Here is a 17576-nt window from a genome sequence, read left to right on the forward strand (position 1 = left end):
GGGCAGCTACGTTATTACGTTACATTGTGGCTGTATGTGTAAGTTGTTTTAAAATACCAGCCAATTGGAGTCTTATGTACCTATCCAAAGCAATACTTCAAACATGTTTTTTATTGTCATTCATAGTGGTCAGTCCTGTCTCTGTGGCCAGTGAGCAACAAATTTTAGTTGACGGTGACTTAATCGCTATTTACAACAATGGCTTAACTGCCGGTAATAACAAAAAGCCGAAAGCAGTTGTATTGATGATCCATGGTTGGGCCAGTCAAATGAATGAAGTGGGTGACATGTATTTACGTTTGGCAGCCCAGCTTGCGCTGCGTGATTATGCATCGCTGCGGATTAATATTCGTGGCGAGAGTGAGGGAGAGAAAAGCCGCTATAGACTGACCAGCACTTTTGCATCCCGCATTGCAGACGCACAAGCGGGTTTGAAATATTTGCAAAAGCACCACCCAGGTTTACCTGTTGCTGTTGTGGGGTTTAGTTTGGGTGGAGCGACAGCCATGGCATTAGCGGGAAAGGAGGTTGATGCCATTGATAGTGTAGTGCTGTGGTCGACAGCTGGCGATCCGGCACATGTGTTAAATACCATGCCGGCAAAAGTGGTGAATGAAGTATTGAATAACGGCGCCGCGAAATTACAACAATGGGTTGAGTTGACTATTACTCGGCAACATCTTTTGGGAATGCTCGGCTACGATATTTTTAATCCTTTGAAAAATTATTCGGGGGCGTTGTTGTCAATTCGAGGTTCAGATGACTTTGTCACGCCACAAGAATTGACAATCTTCAGTCATGCCAGTGCTTCACCAGAAGAATCAGTAGTCATTAGTGGAGCGGATCATATATATCATTCATTATCAACTGATAAGCAATATGTAGAGCGAGTATTAGCTCATACGGTGAGATGGTTTGAAGATACACTTTCTTTTCGTTGATTCGTCTTATGATATCGTCTTCATGTTAGGCGGTCCTTTGGAGAGGGGAGCTTACCGTAACAAAAATTGTTTACTTCGAGCTAATTGCTGAATGTAACTTAGAATAATGAATAGATTAGTTTGAGCGGTCTTTGCGGTATTGTTATGCCTTTTTAATCATTAGTTTTTCTAATTTAGATAGCTTAAAAAATGTACCTTGTTTGTTACCAGAACACTCTCTAAACTCCTCGCCCTGAGATTTTCAGGTTTAGCCTTTTTACTAAGTACTACATGAGTCATGGACAATAAAGAATTTATTCAAATACGGCGTTTTATCCTTAAATTGGGCAAAATGTTGCATAAATACGGTTCCCCTTCTTTTCGGTTAGAAGCCTACTTAACCGAAGTTGCCACGTACTTAGGAGTGCATGCCGCTTTTATATCAACCCCGACATCTTTGACTGTGGTGATTTGGAGCGATGGTCACGAAGATGAGTACAATCATTCGGCACGTATGCAGCCATGGTGAATTGGATATGAACTCTCTGTCCCGCACCGATGAGCTAGCGTTTGAATTGTTGTCTGGCGACATATCCTTAGCTGAAGCTGATTATCGTTTGGATGAGATCGATCTTAGCCCAAGTCCTTATGGAAAATACTTAACAGGCGCAGCCTTTAGTTTGTCTACTAGTGCATTTGCCATGTTGATGGGGGCGGGTTGGTCGGAAATTATTTACTCAGGCTTGTTGGGCTTGATGGTGTATTTTTGGACGCTTAGGGCGCTGTGCTCAAAACGGGTAAACCTAATGTTAGAGTCTGTGGCGTCTTTTTCTGTTGGTTTTGGCGCATGTGTTATCAATCATTTCTCATCTTCTGGCTTTAATATTTGGTTGGTTATTTTGTCTTCGCTGATTATTTTAGTGCCCGGCTTATCTTTAACTATGGGCCTTGCAGAGTTATCTTCTCGGAATATGGTATCGGGTACTGCGCGCGTAATGGATGCAATTATGCAGCTATTTAAATTGTACTTTGGCGCGTTTCTAGGGGTTAGTTTAGGGTATCAATTATTTGGTCAGCAAGAGTTAGCCTTAGCCGCGACTCTGCCTTTTTGGGTGAACTGGTTGGGCGTATTGCTGCTCAGTATTGGGTTAGTGGCAATATTTAGAACCCGTTTAAAGCACGTACCTTGGGCTATTACATCTACTTTTATTGCATACGCTACTTCCACTCATGGAGCTCAGCTTATTTAGAAAACGGCTTGGGAGCTTTTGTGGGAGCATTTTCGTTAGGGGTTTTTGCGAACGTTTTTTCGCGTATCGCTAATGCTCCCTCAACGATTGTTGGTATGCATGGACTGATAGTGTTGGTATCAGGATCAAAAACTTATATTGGTCTTAACTCTTTTATTTCGGGGCAAGATATTGTGAAAGTTGATCATATTGGTCAGGAGACGTTTTTGATCTTGATGTCTCTGGTGGCAGGATTAATATTTGCCAACGTAGTCATGCCCACTAAAAAGTCTCTGTAGTTAATGCTCTCGAAAGATTAGGCTATCTGAGATTTGAATGTTTTGCATGCGTATTCAAGTATCGATGGCCTAGCCTTTAAAGTCTTGTCTATCCTTGGCAAACAAAGATTGTAGTTGTTCTCGGCCTTGTTTGGAGGTTTCAATTACTTGCTCAAAGTCCATATCTTGGCCGATGGTTTTTGCCAACAATTGTTGGTCATGTTTGGCAAATATTCGTACCATGTTTTTTGCTTCATCTTGTGTATATCCGTATTCTTTAAGTACAAGCTCTGCTGCTTCAAGCCCTCCCGAGAATAATTCTCGAACCGAGTGATTGACACCGATCTTGGCATATTCAGTGATGGCAAAGCGGTTTCTAGCTCGTGCGATGATTTTGATTTGCGGGAACTCGGAGCTCACGGTTTCAGCTAATTTAAAAGCTTGTTCTTCATTGTCTATCGCAATAAAAAGAATGCGTGCGTGTTCTATGCCGGCAGTCTTTAATAAATCTAGGCGGCTAGCGTCGCCGTAAAATACTTTGCTACCAAATTGCTTTAAGAACTCAATATGTTCAGCATCCTTATCAAGTGCGGTAAAAGGAATGTCATTCGCAGCTAAAATTCGCGCGGTGACTTGACCGAAACGTCCAAAGCCAGCAATTATCACCTGTGGCTCGTCTGTGTCTCTATTGGTGTCGTATACAGCAGGGCAGTTTTGACTGTTAAACCAAAGACTGTGCAAAATAACTAACGGCGAGGTCAGTGCCATGGATATACCCACTACTAAGGTTATTTGACTGGCAATCGTAGCGTCAACAACCCCATTGCCTGCTGCTTGGGTCATAACCACAAAAGCAAATTCTCCCCCTTGTGAGAGCATTAGCCCAATTCTTATTGCGTCAGTATTCTGTTGTTTAGCTAATTTCAAGATGACGAAAATGACCGCTGTTTTAACCAATACCAGCATTGCTGCTGCAGATAAAATGAACATAGGCTCACTGGCTAATAAACCGAGATTTAAGTTCATGCCAATGGCAATAAAAAATAGCCCCAGCAGTAAGCCTTTAAATGGTTCTATTTCAGTTTCTAATTGGTGTTTGAAACTAGAATTTGCCAGTAGGATACCCGCAATAAAAGCGCCCATGCCCATAGATAAGCCCGCTTGCTGCATTCCCATAGCCGTTGCGATAACAATTAATAAAGCTGCAGCGGTCATGACTTCTTCATTGCCGTAATGAGAAATTAATCGCAGAAAAGGATTAATTAAATAACGGCCAACCACTAACACAAAACATATTGCCAGTACGCTAATCCACCATGCTGGCGCGCTAACATCGTTATGTGTGGATAGGCTTTCTACTAAAAGTAAAATGGGGATGACAGCTAAATCTTGCATTAACAACATGGCAAAACCATGCTTGCCCGGTGGACTTTTTAATACTCTATGTTCAGCCATTAATTGCAATGCAAAAGCGGTAGACGATAAAGCAATAGCTAGGCCTATAACCACCGAAGTGAGTAACGAGTATGATAAAATGACATGTACCAGTATGGTGATAAACAAGGCACTAAAAAGTAACTGCCCGCCACCTGATAAAAGGATTTGATTACGCATTTTCCATAATTTTTCGGGTTCTAGTTCTAAACCAATGATAAACAGCAAAAACACCACGCCTAATTCTGCAAAGTGCAAAATCACTTCTGGTTGGTTCACCCAATTCATCGCCGCCGGACCAATAATTATTCCGGCAACTAGATACCCTAATATTGCACCTAACTTGAGTTTTTTAAACAAAGGTATGGCAACCACTGCGGCGGCTAAAAATACCAATCCAGATCCAAGTATGCTCATTGATATACCAACCTTAAGTGCATTTTTTACAATAGAATAACAGAGGAACAGCAATGGCAACATGTAAACTAGGGGCTAATTTTCAGAGAGGTTCTTGTTGGCGAGTCAATGGAATCAGATTTACTTTAGCTCTTAATTAATCCTAGCCAGTAGTTGCCGCTATTGATAAGCAACTTATTATTTAGTGATAAATAATATCTGGTTAATCACAGCCGATTGAGTTTACACTTAACAAAAAAGGAATAGTTATGAAAAACATTATTTTAGTTGCATGTTTATTATTAGCAAGCTGCACAACTCCCGTTGATGGGCCTTTGTCGATTAAGCCACACATTCAAACAGATGAGTGGGCGGTAAAATGGTGGATGCCTCGCCATCAACAAAAACTGATAGAAAAAGAGCAAATGGCTAGCGTTGATTTGTTATTTCTAGGGGACTCAATCACTCACGCTTGGGAAAATAAAGGTAAAGAGGTATGGCGGCAATATTATGCCAAGCGCCAAGCTTTGAATATTGGTTTCAGTGGCGATAGAACCGAAAATGTTTTGTGGCGGCTGGAAAATGGCGAAGTAGAGGGGATTGATCCTAAGCTGGTGGTATTGATGATTGGTACTAATAATACTGGGCATAGACAAGATGCCCCTATGGATACGGCGCTAGGGATCAAACGAATTTTAGAAACATTAGAAAAGAAGTTACCAAACAGCAAAGTGCTGTTATTGGCGATTTTTCCTCGAGGGGCGAGTGCTAATGATCCGTTGCGTAAAATAAATGATGATATAAATCATATTATCAAAAATTATCATGATGGCGATCGAGTGCATTATTTAGATATCAACCACATTTTTCTAGATCAAAATGGCAATTTAAGTCAGGCAGTGATGAAGGATTTACTGCATCCAAATGCAGAGCAATATGAGGTATGGGCGCAAGCAATGGAGCCTAGTATTAATACATTAATGGCCAGCAAACACTGAACACAAGTCTTAGAACTTGAGATGAAATACCTTATAGGAAAGCGTTAGTTAAGTGATTTCGAAAAAGATACGAGAACTTTTTGTTTCTATGATGGAAGCATATGAAGACAGTACGCCTGTGGCATATGACGCAGATACCGAACAATACACTGGCTATCTTAACCAAGCCGTTGTAAACAAATTTATTGACTCAGGTCTTCTAGAGCTAATCGATAACAATGTTGGCTTGGTGACTGTGTTAATCAATGATCGTGAGGATTTTTTAAGTGGCTTTGCATCGGGCGTAAATGAAGCTAGGTTGGGGCGTGATCAGTCTTACGCCGATTATAACGCGAACCCTTTTGCTTTTTCAGTAGGATATGAGCAGTTTTTGTATATGAATAAAAAGCCGCGCTTGTTAGCCGGATATGTATGTCATGGCTTTATTAATGATGAAACAGGCGATATACATGTACAATAGCAACGGTTTGTTAAAAGGTGCAATGGACGTGCAATTTGGTTAGTGAAGCCTTTCTGCAATTAAGCCAGAATTATGCGCAGCAGGGGTATTTTGTACTAAGAGGTTTTTTTTCGGATGATGAAGTCTCGTCTCTTAGACGCACTATATTAAAATTTCATCGGCGCTGGAAAGTAAAAAACGCAACCTTCTATCGAGAAGAAGCGTTTAATTCTTCTTTAATAACGGGTAGTCAGTTCTTAAACGCTGATGATAGGGTCAAACTCTTTAATTTCATTAGTTCAGAAAAAATCATGCAGGTGGTGGATTTGCTTGTTCCGAACCAACCGTCTTTTATGAATACCCAACTATTCTTTAATCCGTGTAACCCTCAGCAACGAGACTTTTGGCACCGAGACTGCCAATATGATCACGACCTAGTAGGCCAGAAAAAAGCTATTCAAGAGACCCAAGTCGTACATTTACGCGTACCGTTATTTGATGAACTAGGAATGGAATTAATACCTGGCACCCATAATCGTTGGGACAACGAAGAAGAGCATAATGTGCGCCAAGAAGAAAATGGGAAAGTGAGCAGTGATGACTTATCTCTTGGTAAAAAAATACCATTGGCTGCAGGCGACTTATTAGTTTTTTCTGCAGACATGATCCATCGTGGTTTATATGGATTAAATAGATTGGCATTAGATATTTTAATCTTCGATCCTCAGGGAGATTTCGCTGATTATGTTGATGATGATTGTTTGCCAGATCATTCAATGTTGGCCAGGATTCACCAGCCAAGATTGTTTACCAATACTTTACAGTTAAAGCATAAAGGTGGCTGAAATTGGCAGGGTGCGAAAGCCCTGACAAATGCACACAATAAAAAGCCAGCAAAAATTGCTGGCTTTTTTGGGTTAGCTTTTTTTAGGAAGAGACATGGGCTAATTGAACAGACCTTTTAGTTTGTCGTTTGCCTTTTCTAACAATTTGTCTTTTTGTTTGTCGAGCTCTTTAGCAGCCTTTTCTTTCGCCGCGGCTTTTAAACGTTTTTTGGCTTCAGACTTAGCTGCAGAAATCACATTATCAAGCATGGCTTTCACAACGGCTGCACCAACTTGATCAGCAGGCATACCATTGGGTTTACCAATAGAACCGGCATTGAAAGTAGGTAAGGTTATTTCGTAGGCTTTTGTTTCGATGTTTAGATCACCGGTAGATAATTGTTCAAAATTAACTTTTAAGCGAATATCTTTCACAGTGACATTATCTACAATAACTAGCGGGCTGGCAGTATCAGCAGGAGGTGATGTTGGCTCGTTGCTAGACTTAGGTAAATTAGCATCTAAATTATTTTTCAATACGATTAAATTGCCTTGGCCGCTGGCATCTACTTCATACAATATTTCAGGTGCATTGATGCTCAGCGTTTGAACGACATATGGCTGGTTAATCACCTCACCTAAGTCTAAAGTCACTGCATCTAAGCTAAACGCATTTTGTTCGCTGAAACCTTGTGGGTTTTTTATAGTTAGGCCGTTAATTGTCATTCGCCCTTGGGTCAGTGCTAGATCAACATTAGCAACTGAAACAGGGGTGTTAAGGTAACGCGTGCCCTGTTGTTCTATCTGAGTGCGAATAAAATCTCCTGCACCACTTACTACATACCAAATACCAACAACCAGCAGCAGGACTAAAATCACGAGTACTTTTTTCATGCACATCTCCTTTTATCAATAAAATATTGCCGTTACTATAGCAGAATACTTGTGTCTAGTAGCGCTTTCTAGACAATACTATCCGCATTGATAATTGCTTTCTTAGGACAATGTAAATACGCTCAATCAAGGACTAAAGAGATGAGAAAACAAGGAAAACTGATTAAATGGAATGCAGCTAAAGCATTCGGCTTTATTCAGTTAACGGATCAAAAAAAGCAAATATTTGTTCATAAAAAGGCTTTTTGCAATAGAACTCGCACACCACAACTCAATGATATCATTACGTTTTCAATGGCTACAGGAAGCGATGGTAGGCTTTGTGCCAAAGATGCCACCTTTTTGGGCGAAAAAGTGAGTCATGCACGAGGCAATGGTGGCGGTGTCTTTTCTATGTACTTAGCACTACTGTTTTATGTAGTGATCAGTCTCGCCTGTTTAGCCGGCTTATATCCTCGGGCATTGCTATTCACATTCCTAGGCGCAAGTATTTTGACGTTTTTTGTTTATGCTCTGGATAAGTCAAAAGCACGACGAGGAGCTTGGCGGATCTCAGAAAGTACATTGCATTTTTTAGCCTTATTAGGTGGTTGGCCAGGCGCAGCTTGCGCCCAGCAAATATTGCGACATAAGTCTCAAAAGCGAACCTTTCGCAAAGTTTTCTGGGGCACAGTAGTCATCAATATTGCCTCTTTAATGTGGTTGTATTCTTCGTCTGGTAGTCATCATCTTAGTTGGTTGCTTAGTGTATAAATCGTTATTAAGGTAATAACTAGTCTTTAGGTTCTATCATTCTTTTTTGGGGGGCTAGTATTTACTGGTCATGCATAAATGGTGACTATAGCTTAATTAATTTTGTCTTCAGTGTTTGTTCATTTAAAAGTCGCCACAATAAGCCTTCGTTTAAAGGAGAATGACATGAAGAAAATACTCTTACTTGCAGCCACTACATTATTTTTGAGTCAGCCTGTTGTGGCAGCCAAAGCAGTTAACTGGAACGCTAAGTCTACTGAAAAACAAAATGGTCAAATTATCGGTGAGTCAAACAAAAGTGCGGCCAAACAACTTACGACTCAGTCTGCTTCATTAATATCAAAAGTGGACACTGACGTGGTAAATCTGAATTCAGCCGAAGTGAGACAATCCGAAAATGCTCGAATATTGACGTCGAGGCCTTATGTCAACACGCTAGATCAAGCATTTTGGTTATACGATGCATGGGTGACATTTCATCTAGATGCTGACAGAGATGGGTTTTATAGTCATTTTACTGTGGAGTTTGATGCGGATACCCAGTTTAATCGGGCCAAGGTGTATGCCAGACTCTATTTAGCAAGAGGTGACATATTCAAGGAGTATCATACTACTTCTGATTTCATGATTTACGCAGATAGCAACAACGACAGTTTTGCGGTTGAAAGTGAATTATTATCTGGTTTTCCCGCAGCAGATTATGAAGTGTTGATTGAATTATACGATGCGAACACTAATCAGCTAGTGGCCACTCTAGATGGTAATAACGATGCCGATTTATATTTACTGCCACTAGAAAGTGAAAATTATGAGCAGGTTTATATTGAGCCTGTTGTAGTGGTACACAAAAGTGGTGGCGGCATCGGTTGGTTCAGTTTATTGATATTGCCCTTTATTGTAGCAAAATATTGGATGAAAGCGGCAAGCGCTAAACATGACTAACGTGATTACACAACGGATTGTGGCGGTCTAATTAGCGATCCACTTTGTAGCAATGAGCTAGGGCGTTCATAATTTTGTGTCAGGCTAATTTTTAAATTTCCAGTACGCAATCTAAACGCCCTTCAAAATAAATGGTTAACTGTGAAATAGCTTATCTAGACACCCATCGTAAATTTCAATACAGATATAACCATTCAAACAAATATCTTATCTAGACACCCATTACCTAAATATCTTATCTAGACACCCATCATTACCTTATCTAGACACCCATTGTTATCTTATCTAGACACCCATCGTAAATTTCAATACAGATATAACCATTCAAACTGCAAGTTATTTAGCTTTGCTTTGGGGAGTGTTACAGAACTCGATGTTTGTGATAGAAATCGCAAATATTTGCGGTTTTATTGGTTTTGTAAATACATGGTTACCTCACCTTATCTTATCTAGACACCCATCGTAAATTTCAATGCAAATATAACCATTCAAACTGCAAGTTATTTCGGTTATCTAGATATAGGTTATCTAGACACCCATCATACCTTATCAAGACACCCATCATAAATTTCAATGCAAATATAACCATTCAAACTGCAAGTTATTTAGCTTTGCTTTGGGGAGTGTTACAGAACTCGATGTTTTTGATAGAAGTCGCAAATATTCGCGGTTTTATTGGTTTTGTAAATACATGGTTACCTCACCTTGTGATGACTGTGTTTGCCCTTGGTGATGGTGTTTACCTTAGGCGCGTTTGAAATATCTTATCTAGACACCCATCATTACCTTATCTAGACACCCATTGTTATCTTATCTAGACACCCATCGTAAATTTCAATACAGATATTATCTTATCTAGACACCCATCATAAATTTCAATACAAATATAACCATTCAAACTGCAAGTTATTTAGCTTTGCTTTGGGGAGTGCTACAGAAATCGATGTTTGTGATAGAAATCGCAAATATTTGCGGTTTTATTGGTTTTGTAAATACATGGTTACCTCACCTTGCGATGACTGTGTTTGTCCTTGGTGACGGTGTTTACCTTAGGCGCGTTTGAGTAATGTTTTTGACTTGCTCATGCCGCGCATTCGCTGGTGGCCGGTGTGAGCTTTGAATTGATGCATCATTTGCTCAGCGCCAGCGGCGTAGCAAAAATGTTGTTCGAACTCTGTGGTGAGGGTAAGCCATTGTGCGTCTGATAACCCTAATCTTTCAAGTATCGGGTTATGTTTATGGTCTATCTGTCCTGCTTTATCTTCACGAATACAGCGACCTGTGCAATCTACCAATTCACAATAGTCCTTTAGGCTGTAGGCAATGCCTTTACCCATGCCTTGCTGATAATTGCCAATAAAGGGCAGGAGTTGATGAGGCTGGACTGTCTTCTGCTGCATGGCTTTCACGCGTTTTTGAATACTGGTGTGTTTGGACGTTTCTGGCGTACTTGCTATTTTCGCTCGCACAGGGTTTAAGTCGACATAAGCCATGCAGGCGAGTACCGCTGATTCATCAAGTAACGCTTGAGATGTAAACCGTCCTTCCCAGAAGCGACCGGTACAACCATCTTCTTTGTTGGCCTCACGGGCGACGTATTCATTGAGATTTCCCATAAACCAACTGATGTCGTATAAGCGTTGGCGATAGATTTCTGCGGTCTCGGTTAGGGTCAACATCTCACTATGTGTAAGCGCCTCTTCTCGTAAGTACTTTTGACTGAGTAATGTACCTTTGTGTAATTGATGCCAATGTTCAAGTACCTGTTTTAGGCTCCAATTATCCGCTGTCGCTTTATCAACAAATAGCACCACATGCACATGGTTACTCATGACCGCATAAGCACTGATGTCTATCGCAAATACAGACGCCAAAAGCAATAACCGCTCTTCTACCCACCCCCGCCTATGTTCGTAACTTTGACCTGAATAATCATCTACACCGCACAAAAAACAGCGACGAACACAACGTGAAACACAATGATAATAAGGCGTATCGATTAAAGAAACTTGAGATGAACGAGACCTAGGCATGATTGACTCCCTTCAAACAACGTAAATTAAGCTTAGTCCGACAATCTAAAAACTCAATGTTTTATTTGCTTATCGTGGGTGTCTAGGTAACAACATTTGGGTGTCTTGATAACAACATTATCAACCGTTACTTTTTGCCATCAATTAACCTTTCTGTGCTTGCACCAAAGTGAGCTTTTTGCGCTTGAGTTAGAGATAAACTAGGGCAATTGCCAGAATTTAGTGCAGTTTATTATTTGTTTATTAATTAAAAAATATTTTATTTTTGCCGCGACTTAATTGTTTTACTTGTTCTAACTGTTTGTTTATATAGGAAAAAGTATTGTTTTGCGAAATTGAGACTAGACTAACTGGTCAATTTATTGCTTATGTTCATCCTTTGGCTTGGCGAGTGTCATAAAATTGACACACAAGTTTAAGAAGATTACGTCCAAATTGAAGCAAGTGATTGGCCGTTTTTGGCTTAACTTATTAAGGAATATATATGAGAATTAAATATCCCGCGCTGGTGGCTCTATTTTGCGCTACTTCAGCTCAGGCTACTGATGTATTTATCAATGAAATCCATTATGACAATGTCAGTTCTGATGCAGGTGAGTTTATTGAAGTGGTGGCACCAGAAAGTCAAGATTTGACCGGTTATTCAGTTGAACTTTACAACGGGAATAATGGTAGCACGTATGCAACACTTAGCATCAGTGAACAGACGATAACGAATGGTTATCGTTTTGCAACGCTAGCTCATTCTGGCATCCAAAATGGCTCCCCAGATGGTATGGCGCTGATCGATCCTGACGGGATAGTAGTTCAGTTCTTAAGTTACGAAGGCAGTATGACCGCAACCGCCGGCACAGCTGTAGGCATGACTAGTGAAGACATTGGTGTGTCCGAGACTGGTTCCACTCCTGTTGGTTACTCTTTGCAATTGGCAGGGACTGACGGTAGTCAATATGCAGATTTCACTTGGCAATCGGCTGCAGTCGCAACGTCAGGGGCGCCAAACAATGGCCAAACGTTTAGTGGTAGCAATACAGACGGCGGAACAGACGGTGGCTCAGACGGCGGGACCGATGGTGGTTCTGATGGGGGAACCGATAACGGAAACTCAGATGTAATCAAAGGTAGTGTATGTACTAACTGCCCAGACCTACCAAAAATAAAGGACGTAACGGCATTTGATCCAGTTGCTTACTATGCAAATGTTCAAGCTGAGGTTGACGCAAACTCTTCTGCAGAGACCATTAAATTAGTGTTAAGTGACACTATTACCAGCGAGCACAAAAATTTATCTTATAGCGAAGTATGGACTGCTTTAACTTATACCGATGAAGATCCATCAAATACAAATAATATCATTTTATGGTACAGCAATCGTTCACAAGCCAAATCTACTAATGGCAGCGGCGCGGCTAGTTCGAATGGTGACAATTGGAACCGAGAGCATTCTTGGCCTAAGAGTCATGGATTTCCGAGTCAAAGCCAAGAAGGCTATACGGATATCCATCATTTAAGAGCAACGGATATAAGTATTAATAGTTCGCGCGGAAATTTAGATTTTGATAATAGTGATAGTCCACTTGCTGAAAGTTCTATTAACCGAGTAGACAATGATTCATTTGAACCAAGAGATGAAGTGAAAGGCGATGTGGCCCGTATGATGTTTTATATGGACACTCGTTATGAGGGGGGATCTGATTCAACGCCTGATTTAGAGCTGGTTAATCGTATTACGTCTAGCAGTGAAGCAAGATTAGGTAAGTTATGTACGCTCATTGCTTGGAGCTCAGCTGATCCGGTAGATGCCTCAGAGAAGAGACGTAATAATCGAATATACGAGTTACAAGGTAACCGTAACCCTTTTGTTGATCATCCAGAGTGGATTAATACGCTTTACCCCGCTGATTCATGTGGTAGTACAGATGGCGGCACTGACGGTGGCACAGATGGTGGTACTGACGGTGGCACAGATGGAGGTACTGATGGAGGAACCGATGGCGGCACTGATAGTGGAAGTACCTCGACAAATTTAGTTTTCATTAATGAAATTCACTATGACAATACTGGTGGTGACCAAGGTGAAGCTGTTGAAATTGCAGGCCTAGCAGGCGCTGACCTAAGTGGTATGAGCCTTAGTGCTTTACAATGGAAGTAGTAGCCAGCGTAAAGAATACAAAACCGTATCCTTAAATGGTGTGATACCTAATCAAGGTAGTGGTTTTGGAACACTTTCATTTGCCATTTCGGGGATTCAAAATGGTGGCCCTGATGGACTAGCCTTAGTTGATAGAGAAGGCAATGTGCTGCAGTTTTTAAGTTATGAAGGTAGCTTTGAAGCGGTAGATGGACCGGCTGAAGGCATGACCAGTACTGATATTGGTGTAGCAGAAACCAGCAGTACGGCTGTTGGCGAGTCTTTGCAGTTAACAGGGAGTGGATTTAGGTATGAAGACTTTGTATGGCAGGCGTCTGCCGTAGATAATTTCGGTCTAGTCAACGCGGGTCAAACTTTTGTCGCGCCAGCACCATTTATTAACGAAATTCATTATGACAATACGGGCGGCGACTCAGACGAAGGCGTCGAAATTGCAGGGCTCGCGGGTACAGATTTATCTGGTATGAGCATAGTGCTTTATAACGGCAGCAGTTCTCAGCGTAAAGTGTATCGTACTGAAAGTTTAAGTGATGTTATACCTAATCAAGATAGCGGTTTTGGTACCTTGTCTTTTGCTATTTCGGGTATTCAAAATGGTGGCCCAGATGGTTTAGCCTTGGTTGACAGTGAAGGCGTGGTACTGCAGTTTTTGAGTTATGAAGGTAGCTTTGAAGCAGTTGATGGTCCAGCTGTAGGTATGACAAGTACTGATATTGGTGTGAGCGAGGCGGGGAACTCCCCTGTCGGTCATTCATTGCAATTAGCAGGTACTGGTGTTCAATATGCTGATTTTGAGTGGCAAGGCTCTGCTGTGAGTACTTTTTCCCAAGTTAATACTGAACAACGCTTTGGTTCTGGCTCGGGAAGTACAGACGGAGGTACCGGTGGTACAGATGGCGGCACTGCCGATTTAGGCCAATGTGCAGACACTGCGACTTTAATCAGCGCCGTGCAAGGTTCTGGTTTCGTCTCGCCGCTTATGGGGCAAACCCATGTAGTTGAAGCTGTGGTCAGTGCATCTCTACCAAATCTTAAAGGATTCTTTATACAAGAAGAACCAGCGGATATGGATGCCGATCCAGCCACTTCTGAAGGTTTATTTGTTTTTTACGAAGGTGAATTGCCCAGCGAAGGAGACGTCGTACGAGTATTAGGTGAAGTGACCGAGTACTTCGAAAAAACCCAAATTATTGCTCAACAGGTATCGACGGCTTGTACTACTGCTACCCTAGTAGCAACTGAATTTAGCTTACCTTTTGCTAATGCTGCTGAAGCTGAGGCGTTGGAAGGTATGTTAGTTACAGCGTCACAGGAATTGACCGTAAGCGAAAACTACGATTTAAAAGTCTTTGGTGAAGTCACTTTATCATATGGTCGTTTGTATACACCTACCAATCAATTTACCCCAGGCTCCGCTGAAGCTATTGCTTTAGCGGCTGAAAACGCACTAAACAAAGTGATACTAGATGATGGAGTAAATGGTTCTAACCCTGAGGTTATTCCATACCCTGCTGGTGGTTTATCAGCTCTTAACTCACTGCGTACGGGCGATACAGTTACTGGGCTTATTGGACCAATGGATTATAGCTTTGATGCTTATCGCGTTATTCCTCTTGTAACGCCTACTATTTTTGCGAGTAACCCACGTCAAGCGGCACCTGAGATTGCTGAAGGTAACCTCAAAGTAGCAAGCTTAAATGTGCTTAACTATTTCTCTACTCTGGATGAAAATGGAAACAAGTGTGGACCTAGTAACCTAGATTGTAGAGGGGCCAATAATGCAGAAGAATTTGCCCGTCAAAAAGCTAAGACTGTCGCGGCAATCGTAGCAATGGATGCAGATATCGTCGGCCTAATGGAAATAGAGAATAGCGGCTTTAGCGCAGGCTCTGCGATTGATGACTTAGTGTCTGAAATCAATAGCCAAATGGGTGTTGGAACTTATTCAATAGTTGACGCCGGTGGTCCTGTTGGAACTGACGCCATCACTGTTGCGTTAATTTACAAGTCTGCAAACGTCTCACCTGTTGGTGCCTTAGGTATTTTAGATAGTAGCAATTCTATAACAGACGCAGATGGACCACTATTTGTCGATACGAAAAACCGTCCAGCACTTGTGCAAACCTTCGCGTTAACTGAAAACGCTGAAGAGTTAGTAGTAAGTGTGAATCACTTTAAATCGAAAGGTTCAGGCTGTGGTGCTGGTGATGATGACAGTACAACAGGTCAAGGAAACTGCAACCTAACTCGAACTCGTGCCGCACAAGCGCTGACAGCCTTCATCGCATCTGAGTACGGTGACAAACCAACAGTTATTTTGGGGGATTTAAATGCGTATGCAAAAGAAGATCCTATCGCCAAAATAGAAGCTGCTGGCTATACCAACTTAGTGAATTACTTTGCAGGATCTGAAGCTTACTCTTATACATTTGGCGGTGAGTTTGGTTACTTAGATCACGCGCTTGCCAATAGTAAAGCTCTGGCTAAAACGGTTGATGTGACTGAATGGCACATTAATGCTGACGAGCCACGAGCCTTAGATTACAACATGGAGGACAAAAGTGCGCAGCAGTTGGTTGATTTGTACGAAGCAGATGCTTATCGCATGTCTGACCACGATCCTGTTGTGATTGCAATGCAATTTGATGCACCTGCATCAGCAGAAACATCAGCTGATGTGAATCAAGATGGCGTTGTTAATTTTAGCGACTACTTTGCGATATTGGGTATGCTAGGTAGCACAGAGGGAAGCGCTAACTTTAATGCCATTGCAGATTACGATGGTGATAACCTTATCTCGCCGTTAGATTTGCAAGCTTGGTATCAGATGTATTTGAGTCAGTAATATTTAAATAATAATCAGAAGGCTATGTACTATGTGCATAGCCAAAATCAAAATTATGAGAAGTAAATTATGAAACATATTAGTAAAAAATTAGCTCGTTCATTCGTTTTAGCAAGTGCCTTGTTGGTAAGCGCGTTCAGTACTCAAGCTGCACTTGTATTATCATTTGACCAGACAAACATTGCTGTAGACGTAAGTGACACCTTTACTGTGGACTTGTACGTGGATGCACTCACTCCATCTGACGCAATCATAGCTTGGGGACTAGATGCGGTATTTGACAATGGTGTCATTGCTTTAAATAGTTTTTCTTTGGGGACGAGTTTTTTACCTGGATTTAGCGCAGATAGCGACACCCTAGCGGGTAATTCACCAATTCCAAGCGGTGTTTTCGGCGCTGATATATTATTGGGAAGCTTTGAATTTTTAGCTGTTGGTGCAGGTACAACGACTTTATCTACTGCAACTACTAGCGGTGACATATTCGAAGGCTTTACGACAGTGGATTTTTTCAACCCAGCTATTTTTAACAGCGCATCAACCAGTATTACTGTAGCTGATAGTGGCTCGGTAGGTGTGTCTGCCCCTGCTACATTAGCGATATTTTCTTTCGCAGCCATCTTTTTGATGGGATGGGCACGTAAGTCCTAATCTGCATGAGAATCTAGAATTCGCTTGATCGTTCTAAGCGCATAGATATAGATTGGGGTGGTTATTATATAGCAATGCTCGACAGTACCAAAGGCGGCCAAGTATTCTTAGCCGCCTTTTTATTGGTTTGGATAGTATTGTACTAGTACGGGTAGGTATAAATAATTAAATGGTGGGATAAACTTCCGATCATTCACTTTCTAACTGAACAAACGCTTGTCTTAATTTAATAATATCTATTTGTTTCCCCCAATAATCCTCAGTTTTTAGGTAAGGATCGACTAAGTCGATTTTTTCTATTCTGTGGGAAAGCCAGTTTGGAACAGGCAAGTCATGTTGCTGGTTAGAAAACTGACTGCTCGCAAGACAAGCAAAATAATGAGTAGTTAACTTGTCGACAAATAGCAGTTTACCTACAGATACGTTCAGCCCAGTGGTTTTCCATGCTGATCGATGAGCGGTACATTGGGCACTAGTGTGCATTTGTTGCTTAGCATATGGTAACTGCCAAAACTCTGCGTTCTTATTTTTTATGCTAACCAGCTTGCCATTTAATTTAATAAGACATACAGCATTGGCGGGAGGTAAACTTACTGACTGTTTCTGAGTGCGGCAAGCTGGGTCTGCGGGTATTTCTTTAGTGCAACTGGAAATTACAGCGACCAAGGACATCATGAATAATACTTTAAACAAAATAAGTCCTTACAACGCTCGTAGAGCGATTTTATGTAGAGTGATAAGGCGAAACATCATATTCACAAACAAAAATGCCAGACAGTGATTAGCTA

14 protein-coding genes and 1 pseudogene are annotated in these 17576 nt (G+C 41.3%); 11 read left to right on the plus strand and 4 right to left on the minus strand.

Annotation, left to right across the window (positions count from 1 at the left end):
- Nucleotides 1-74 precede the first annotated feature (74 nt).
- The 3 genes and pseudogenes from RS130_RS10065 to RS130_RS10075 all read left to right on the plus strand — a co-directional run bounded on the left by RS130_RS10065 (nucleotide 75) and on the right by RS130_RS10075 (nucleotide 2448).
- Nucleotides 75-941: an alpha/beta hydrolase gene (locus tag RS130_RS10065; RefSeq protein WP_316025846.1), complete on the plus strand. Its 867-nt coding sequence runs from the start codon at nucleotides 75-77 to the stop codon at nucleotides 939-941.
- Nucleotides 942-1272: 331 nt separating this feature from the next.
- Nucleotides 1273-2170, plus strand: a pseudogene (locus RS130_RS10070) (threonine/serine exporter family protein).
- Complete coding sequence (locus RS130_RS10075; RefSeq protein WP_316025847.1) at nucleotides 2107-2448, plus strand: threonine/serine exporter family protein; 342 nt, start codon at nucleotides 2107-2109, stop codon at nucleotides 2446-2448. Before RS130_RS10070 ends, RS130_RS10075 begins: the two are co-directional and overlap by 64 nt.
- A gap of 69 nt (nucleotides 2449-2517) precedes the next feature.
- On the opposite strand, the gene RS130_RS10080 is transcribed toward RS130_RS10075, so the two are convergent.
- Entirely contained in the window at nucleotides 2518-4278 is a 1761-nt protein-coding gene (locus tag RS130_RS10080) for a monovalent cation:proton antiporter-2 (CPA2) family protein (RefSeq protein WP_316025848.1), read from the minus strand.
- A gap of 248 nt (nucleotides 4279-4526) precedes the next feature.
- On the opposite strand from RS130_RS10080, the gene RS130_RS10085 reads away from it, so the two are divergent.
- From RS130_RS10085 to RS130_RS10095, 3 genes are read left to right on the plus strand one after another with little or no spacing between them, the layout of a single operon-like run.
- Nucleotides 4527-5255: a platelet-activating factor acetylhydrolase IB subunit gene (locus RS130_RS10085; RefSeq protein WP_316025849.1), complete on the plus strand. Its 729-nt coding sequence runs from the start codon at nucleotides 4527-4529 to the stop codon at nucleotides 5253-5255.
- A gap of 52 nt (nucleotides 5256-5307) precedes the next feature.
- Nucleotides 5308-5715 (plus strand): hypothetical protein, encoded by a 408-nt coding sequence (locus RS130_RS10090; protein ID WP_316025850.1) that lies wholly within the window; start codon nucleotides 5308-5310, stop codon nucleotides 5713-5715.
- Nucleotides 5716-5750: 35 nt separating this feature from the next.
- Entirely contained in the window at nucleotides 5751-6539 is a 789-nt protein-coding gene (locus RS130_RS10095; protein ID WP_316025851.1) for a phytanoyl-CoA dioxygenase family protein, read from the plus strand.
- A 99-nt stretch (nucleotides 6540-6638) separates the two neighbouring features.
- On the opposite strand, the gene RS130_RS10100 is transcribed toward RS130_RS10095, so the two are convergent.
- Nucleotides 6639-7412 (minus strand): AsmA family protein, encoded by a 774-nt coding sequence (locus RS130_RS10100; RefSeq protein ID WP_316025852.1) that lies wholly within the window; start codon nucleotides 7410-7412, stop codon nucleotides 6639-6641.
- A gap of 141 nt (nucleotides 7413-7553) precedes the next feature.
- On the opposite strand from RS130_RS10100, the gene RS130_RS10105 reads away from it, so the two are divergent.
- On the plus strand, nucleotides 7554-8165 hold the full coding sequence (locus RS130_RS10105; protein WP_316025853.1) for a DUF1294 domain-containing protein: 612 nt from the start codon (nucleotides 7554-7556) through the stop codon (nucleotides 8163-8165).
- Nucleotides 8166-8330: 165 nt separating this feature from the next.
- A complete protein-coding gene (locus RS130_RS10110) occupies nucleotides 8331-9107 on the plus strand; it encodes a choice-of-anchor H family protein (protein ID WP_316025854.1) in 777 nt (258 codons plus the stop codon).
- Between the two features lie 1049 nt (nucleotides 9108-10156).
- Here RS130_RS10110 and RS130_RS10115 read toward each other — a convergent pair.
- Nucleotides 10157-11140 (minus strand): transposase, encoded by a 984-nt coding sequence (locus tag RS130_RS10115; RefSeq protein WP_316025855.1) that lies wholly within the window; start codon nucleotides 11138-11140, stop codon nucleotides 10157-10159.
- A 484-nt stretch (nucleotides 11141-11624) separates the two neighbouring features.
- On the opposite strand from RS130_RS10115, the gene RS130_RS10120 reads away from it, so the two are divergent.
- The 3 genes from RS130_RS10120 to RS130_RS10130 all read left to right on the plus strand — a co-directional run bounded on the left by RS130_RS10120 (nucleotide 11625) and on the right by RS130_RS10130 (nucleotide 16788).
- Entirely contained in the window at nucleotides 11625-13292 is a 1668-nt protein-coding gene (locus RS130_RS10120; RefSeq protein ID WP_316025856.1) for an endonuclease, read from the plus strand.
- On the plus strand, nucleotides 13273-16137 hold the full coding sequence (locus RS130_RS10125; RefSeq protein WP_316025857.1) for an ExeM/NucH family extracellular endonuclease: 2865 nt from the start codon (nucleotides 13273-13275) through the stop codon (nucleotides 16135-16137). The genes RS130_RS10120 and RS130_RS10125 overlap by 20 nt, the downstream gene beginning before the upstream one ends.
- 69 nt (nucleotides 16138-16206) lie before the next feature.
- Complete coding sequence (locus tag RS130_RS10130; RefSeq protein WP_316025858.1) at nucleotides 16207-16788, plus strand: hypothetical protein; 582 nt, start codon at nucleotides 16207-16209, stop codon at nucleotides 16786-16788.
- Nucleotides 16789-16977: 189 nt separating this feature from the next.
- Here RS130_RS10130 and RS130_RS10135 read toward each other — a convergent pair whose 3' ends face one another.
- Entirely contained in the window at nucleotides 16978-17481 is a 504-nt protein-coding gene (locus tag RS130_RS10135; protein WP_316025859.1) for an NUDIX hydrolase, read from the minus strand.
- Nucleotides 17482-17576 lie beyond the last annotated feature (95 nt).

Source organism: Paraglaciecola aquimarina (genome assembly GCF_032464635.1).
GTDB classification, from domain to species: domain Bacteria; phylum Pseudomonadota; class Gammaproteobacteria; order Enterobacterales; family Alteromonadaceae; genus Paraglaciecola; species Paraglaciecola aquimarina.

What these genes read in the sequence shown, in the direction of transcription:
- RS130_RS10065 (WP_316025846.1), top strand. Translation starts at nt 75, where the DNA reads ATGTACCTATCCAAAGCAATACTTCAAACATGTTTTTTATTGTCATTC.
- RS130_RS10080 (WP_316025848.1), bottom strand. Translation starts at nt 4,278, where the DNA reads ATGAGCATACTTGGATCTGGATTGGTATTTTTAGCCGCCGCAGTGGTT.
- RS130_RS10085 (WP_316025849.1), top strand. Translation starts at nt 4,527, where the DNA reads ATGAAAAACATTATTTTAGTTGCATGTTTATTATTAGCAAGCTGCACA.
- RS130_RS10100 (WP_316025852.1), bottom strand. Translation starts at nt 7,412, where the DNA reads ATGAAAAAAGTACTCGTGATTTTAGTCCTGCTGCTGGTTGTTGGTATT.
- RS130_RS10105 (WP_316025853.1), top strand. Translation starts at nt 7,554, where the DNA reads ATGAGAAAACAAGGAAAACTGATTAAATGGAATGCAGCTAAAGCATTC.
- RS130_RS10110 (WP_316025854.1), top strand. Translation starts at nt 8,331, where the DNA reads ATGAAGAAAATACTCTTACTTGCAGCCACTACATTATTTTTGAGTCAG.
- RS130_RS10115 (WP_316025855.1), bottom strand. Translation starts at nt 11,140, where the DNA reads ATGCCTAGGTCTCGTTCATCTCAAGTTTCTTTAATCGATACGCCTTAT.
- RS130_RS10120 (WP_316025856.1), top strand. Translation starts at nt 11,625, where the DNA reads ATGAGAATTAAATATCCCGCGCTGGTGGCTCTATTTTGCGCTACTTCA.
- RS130_RS10130 (WP_316025858.1), top strand. Translation starts at nt 16,207, where the DNA reads ATGAAACATATTAGTAAAAAATTAGCTCGTTCATTCGTTTTAGCAAGT.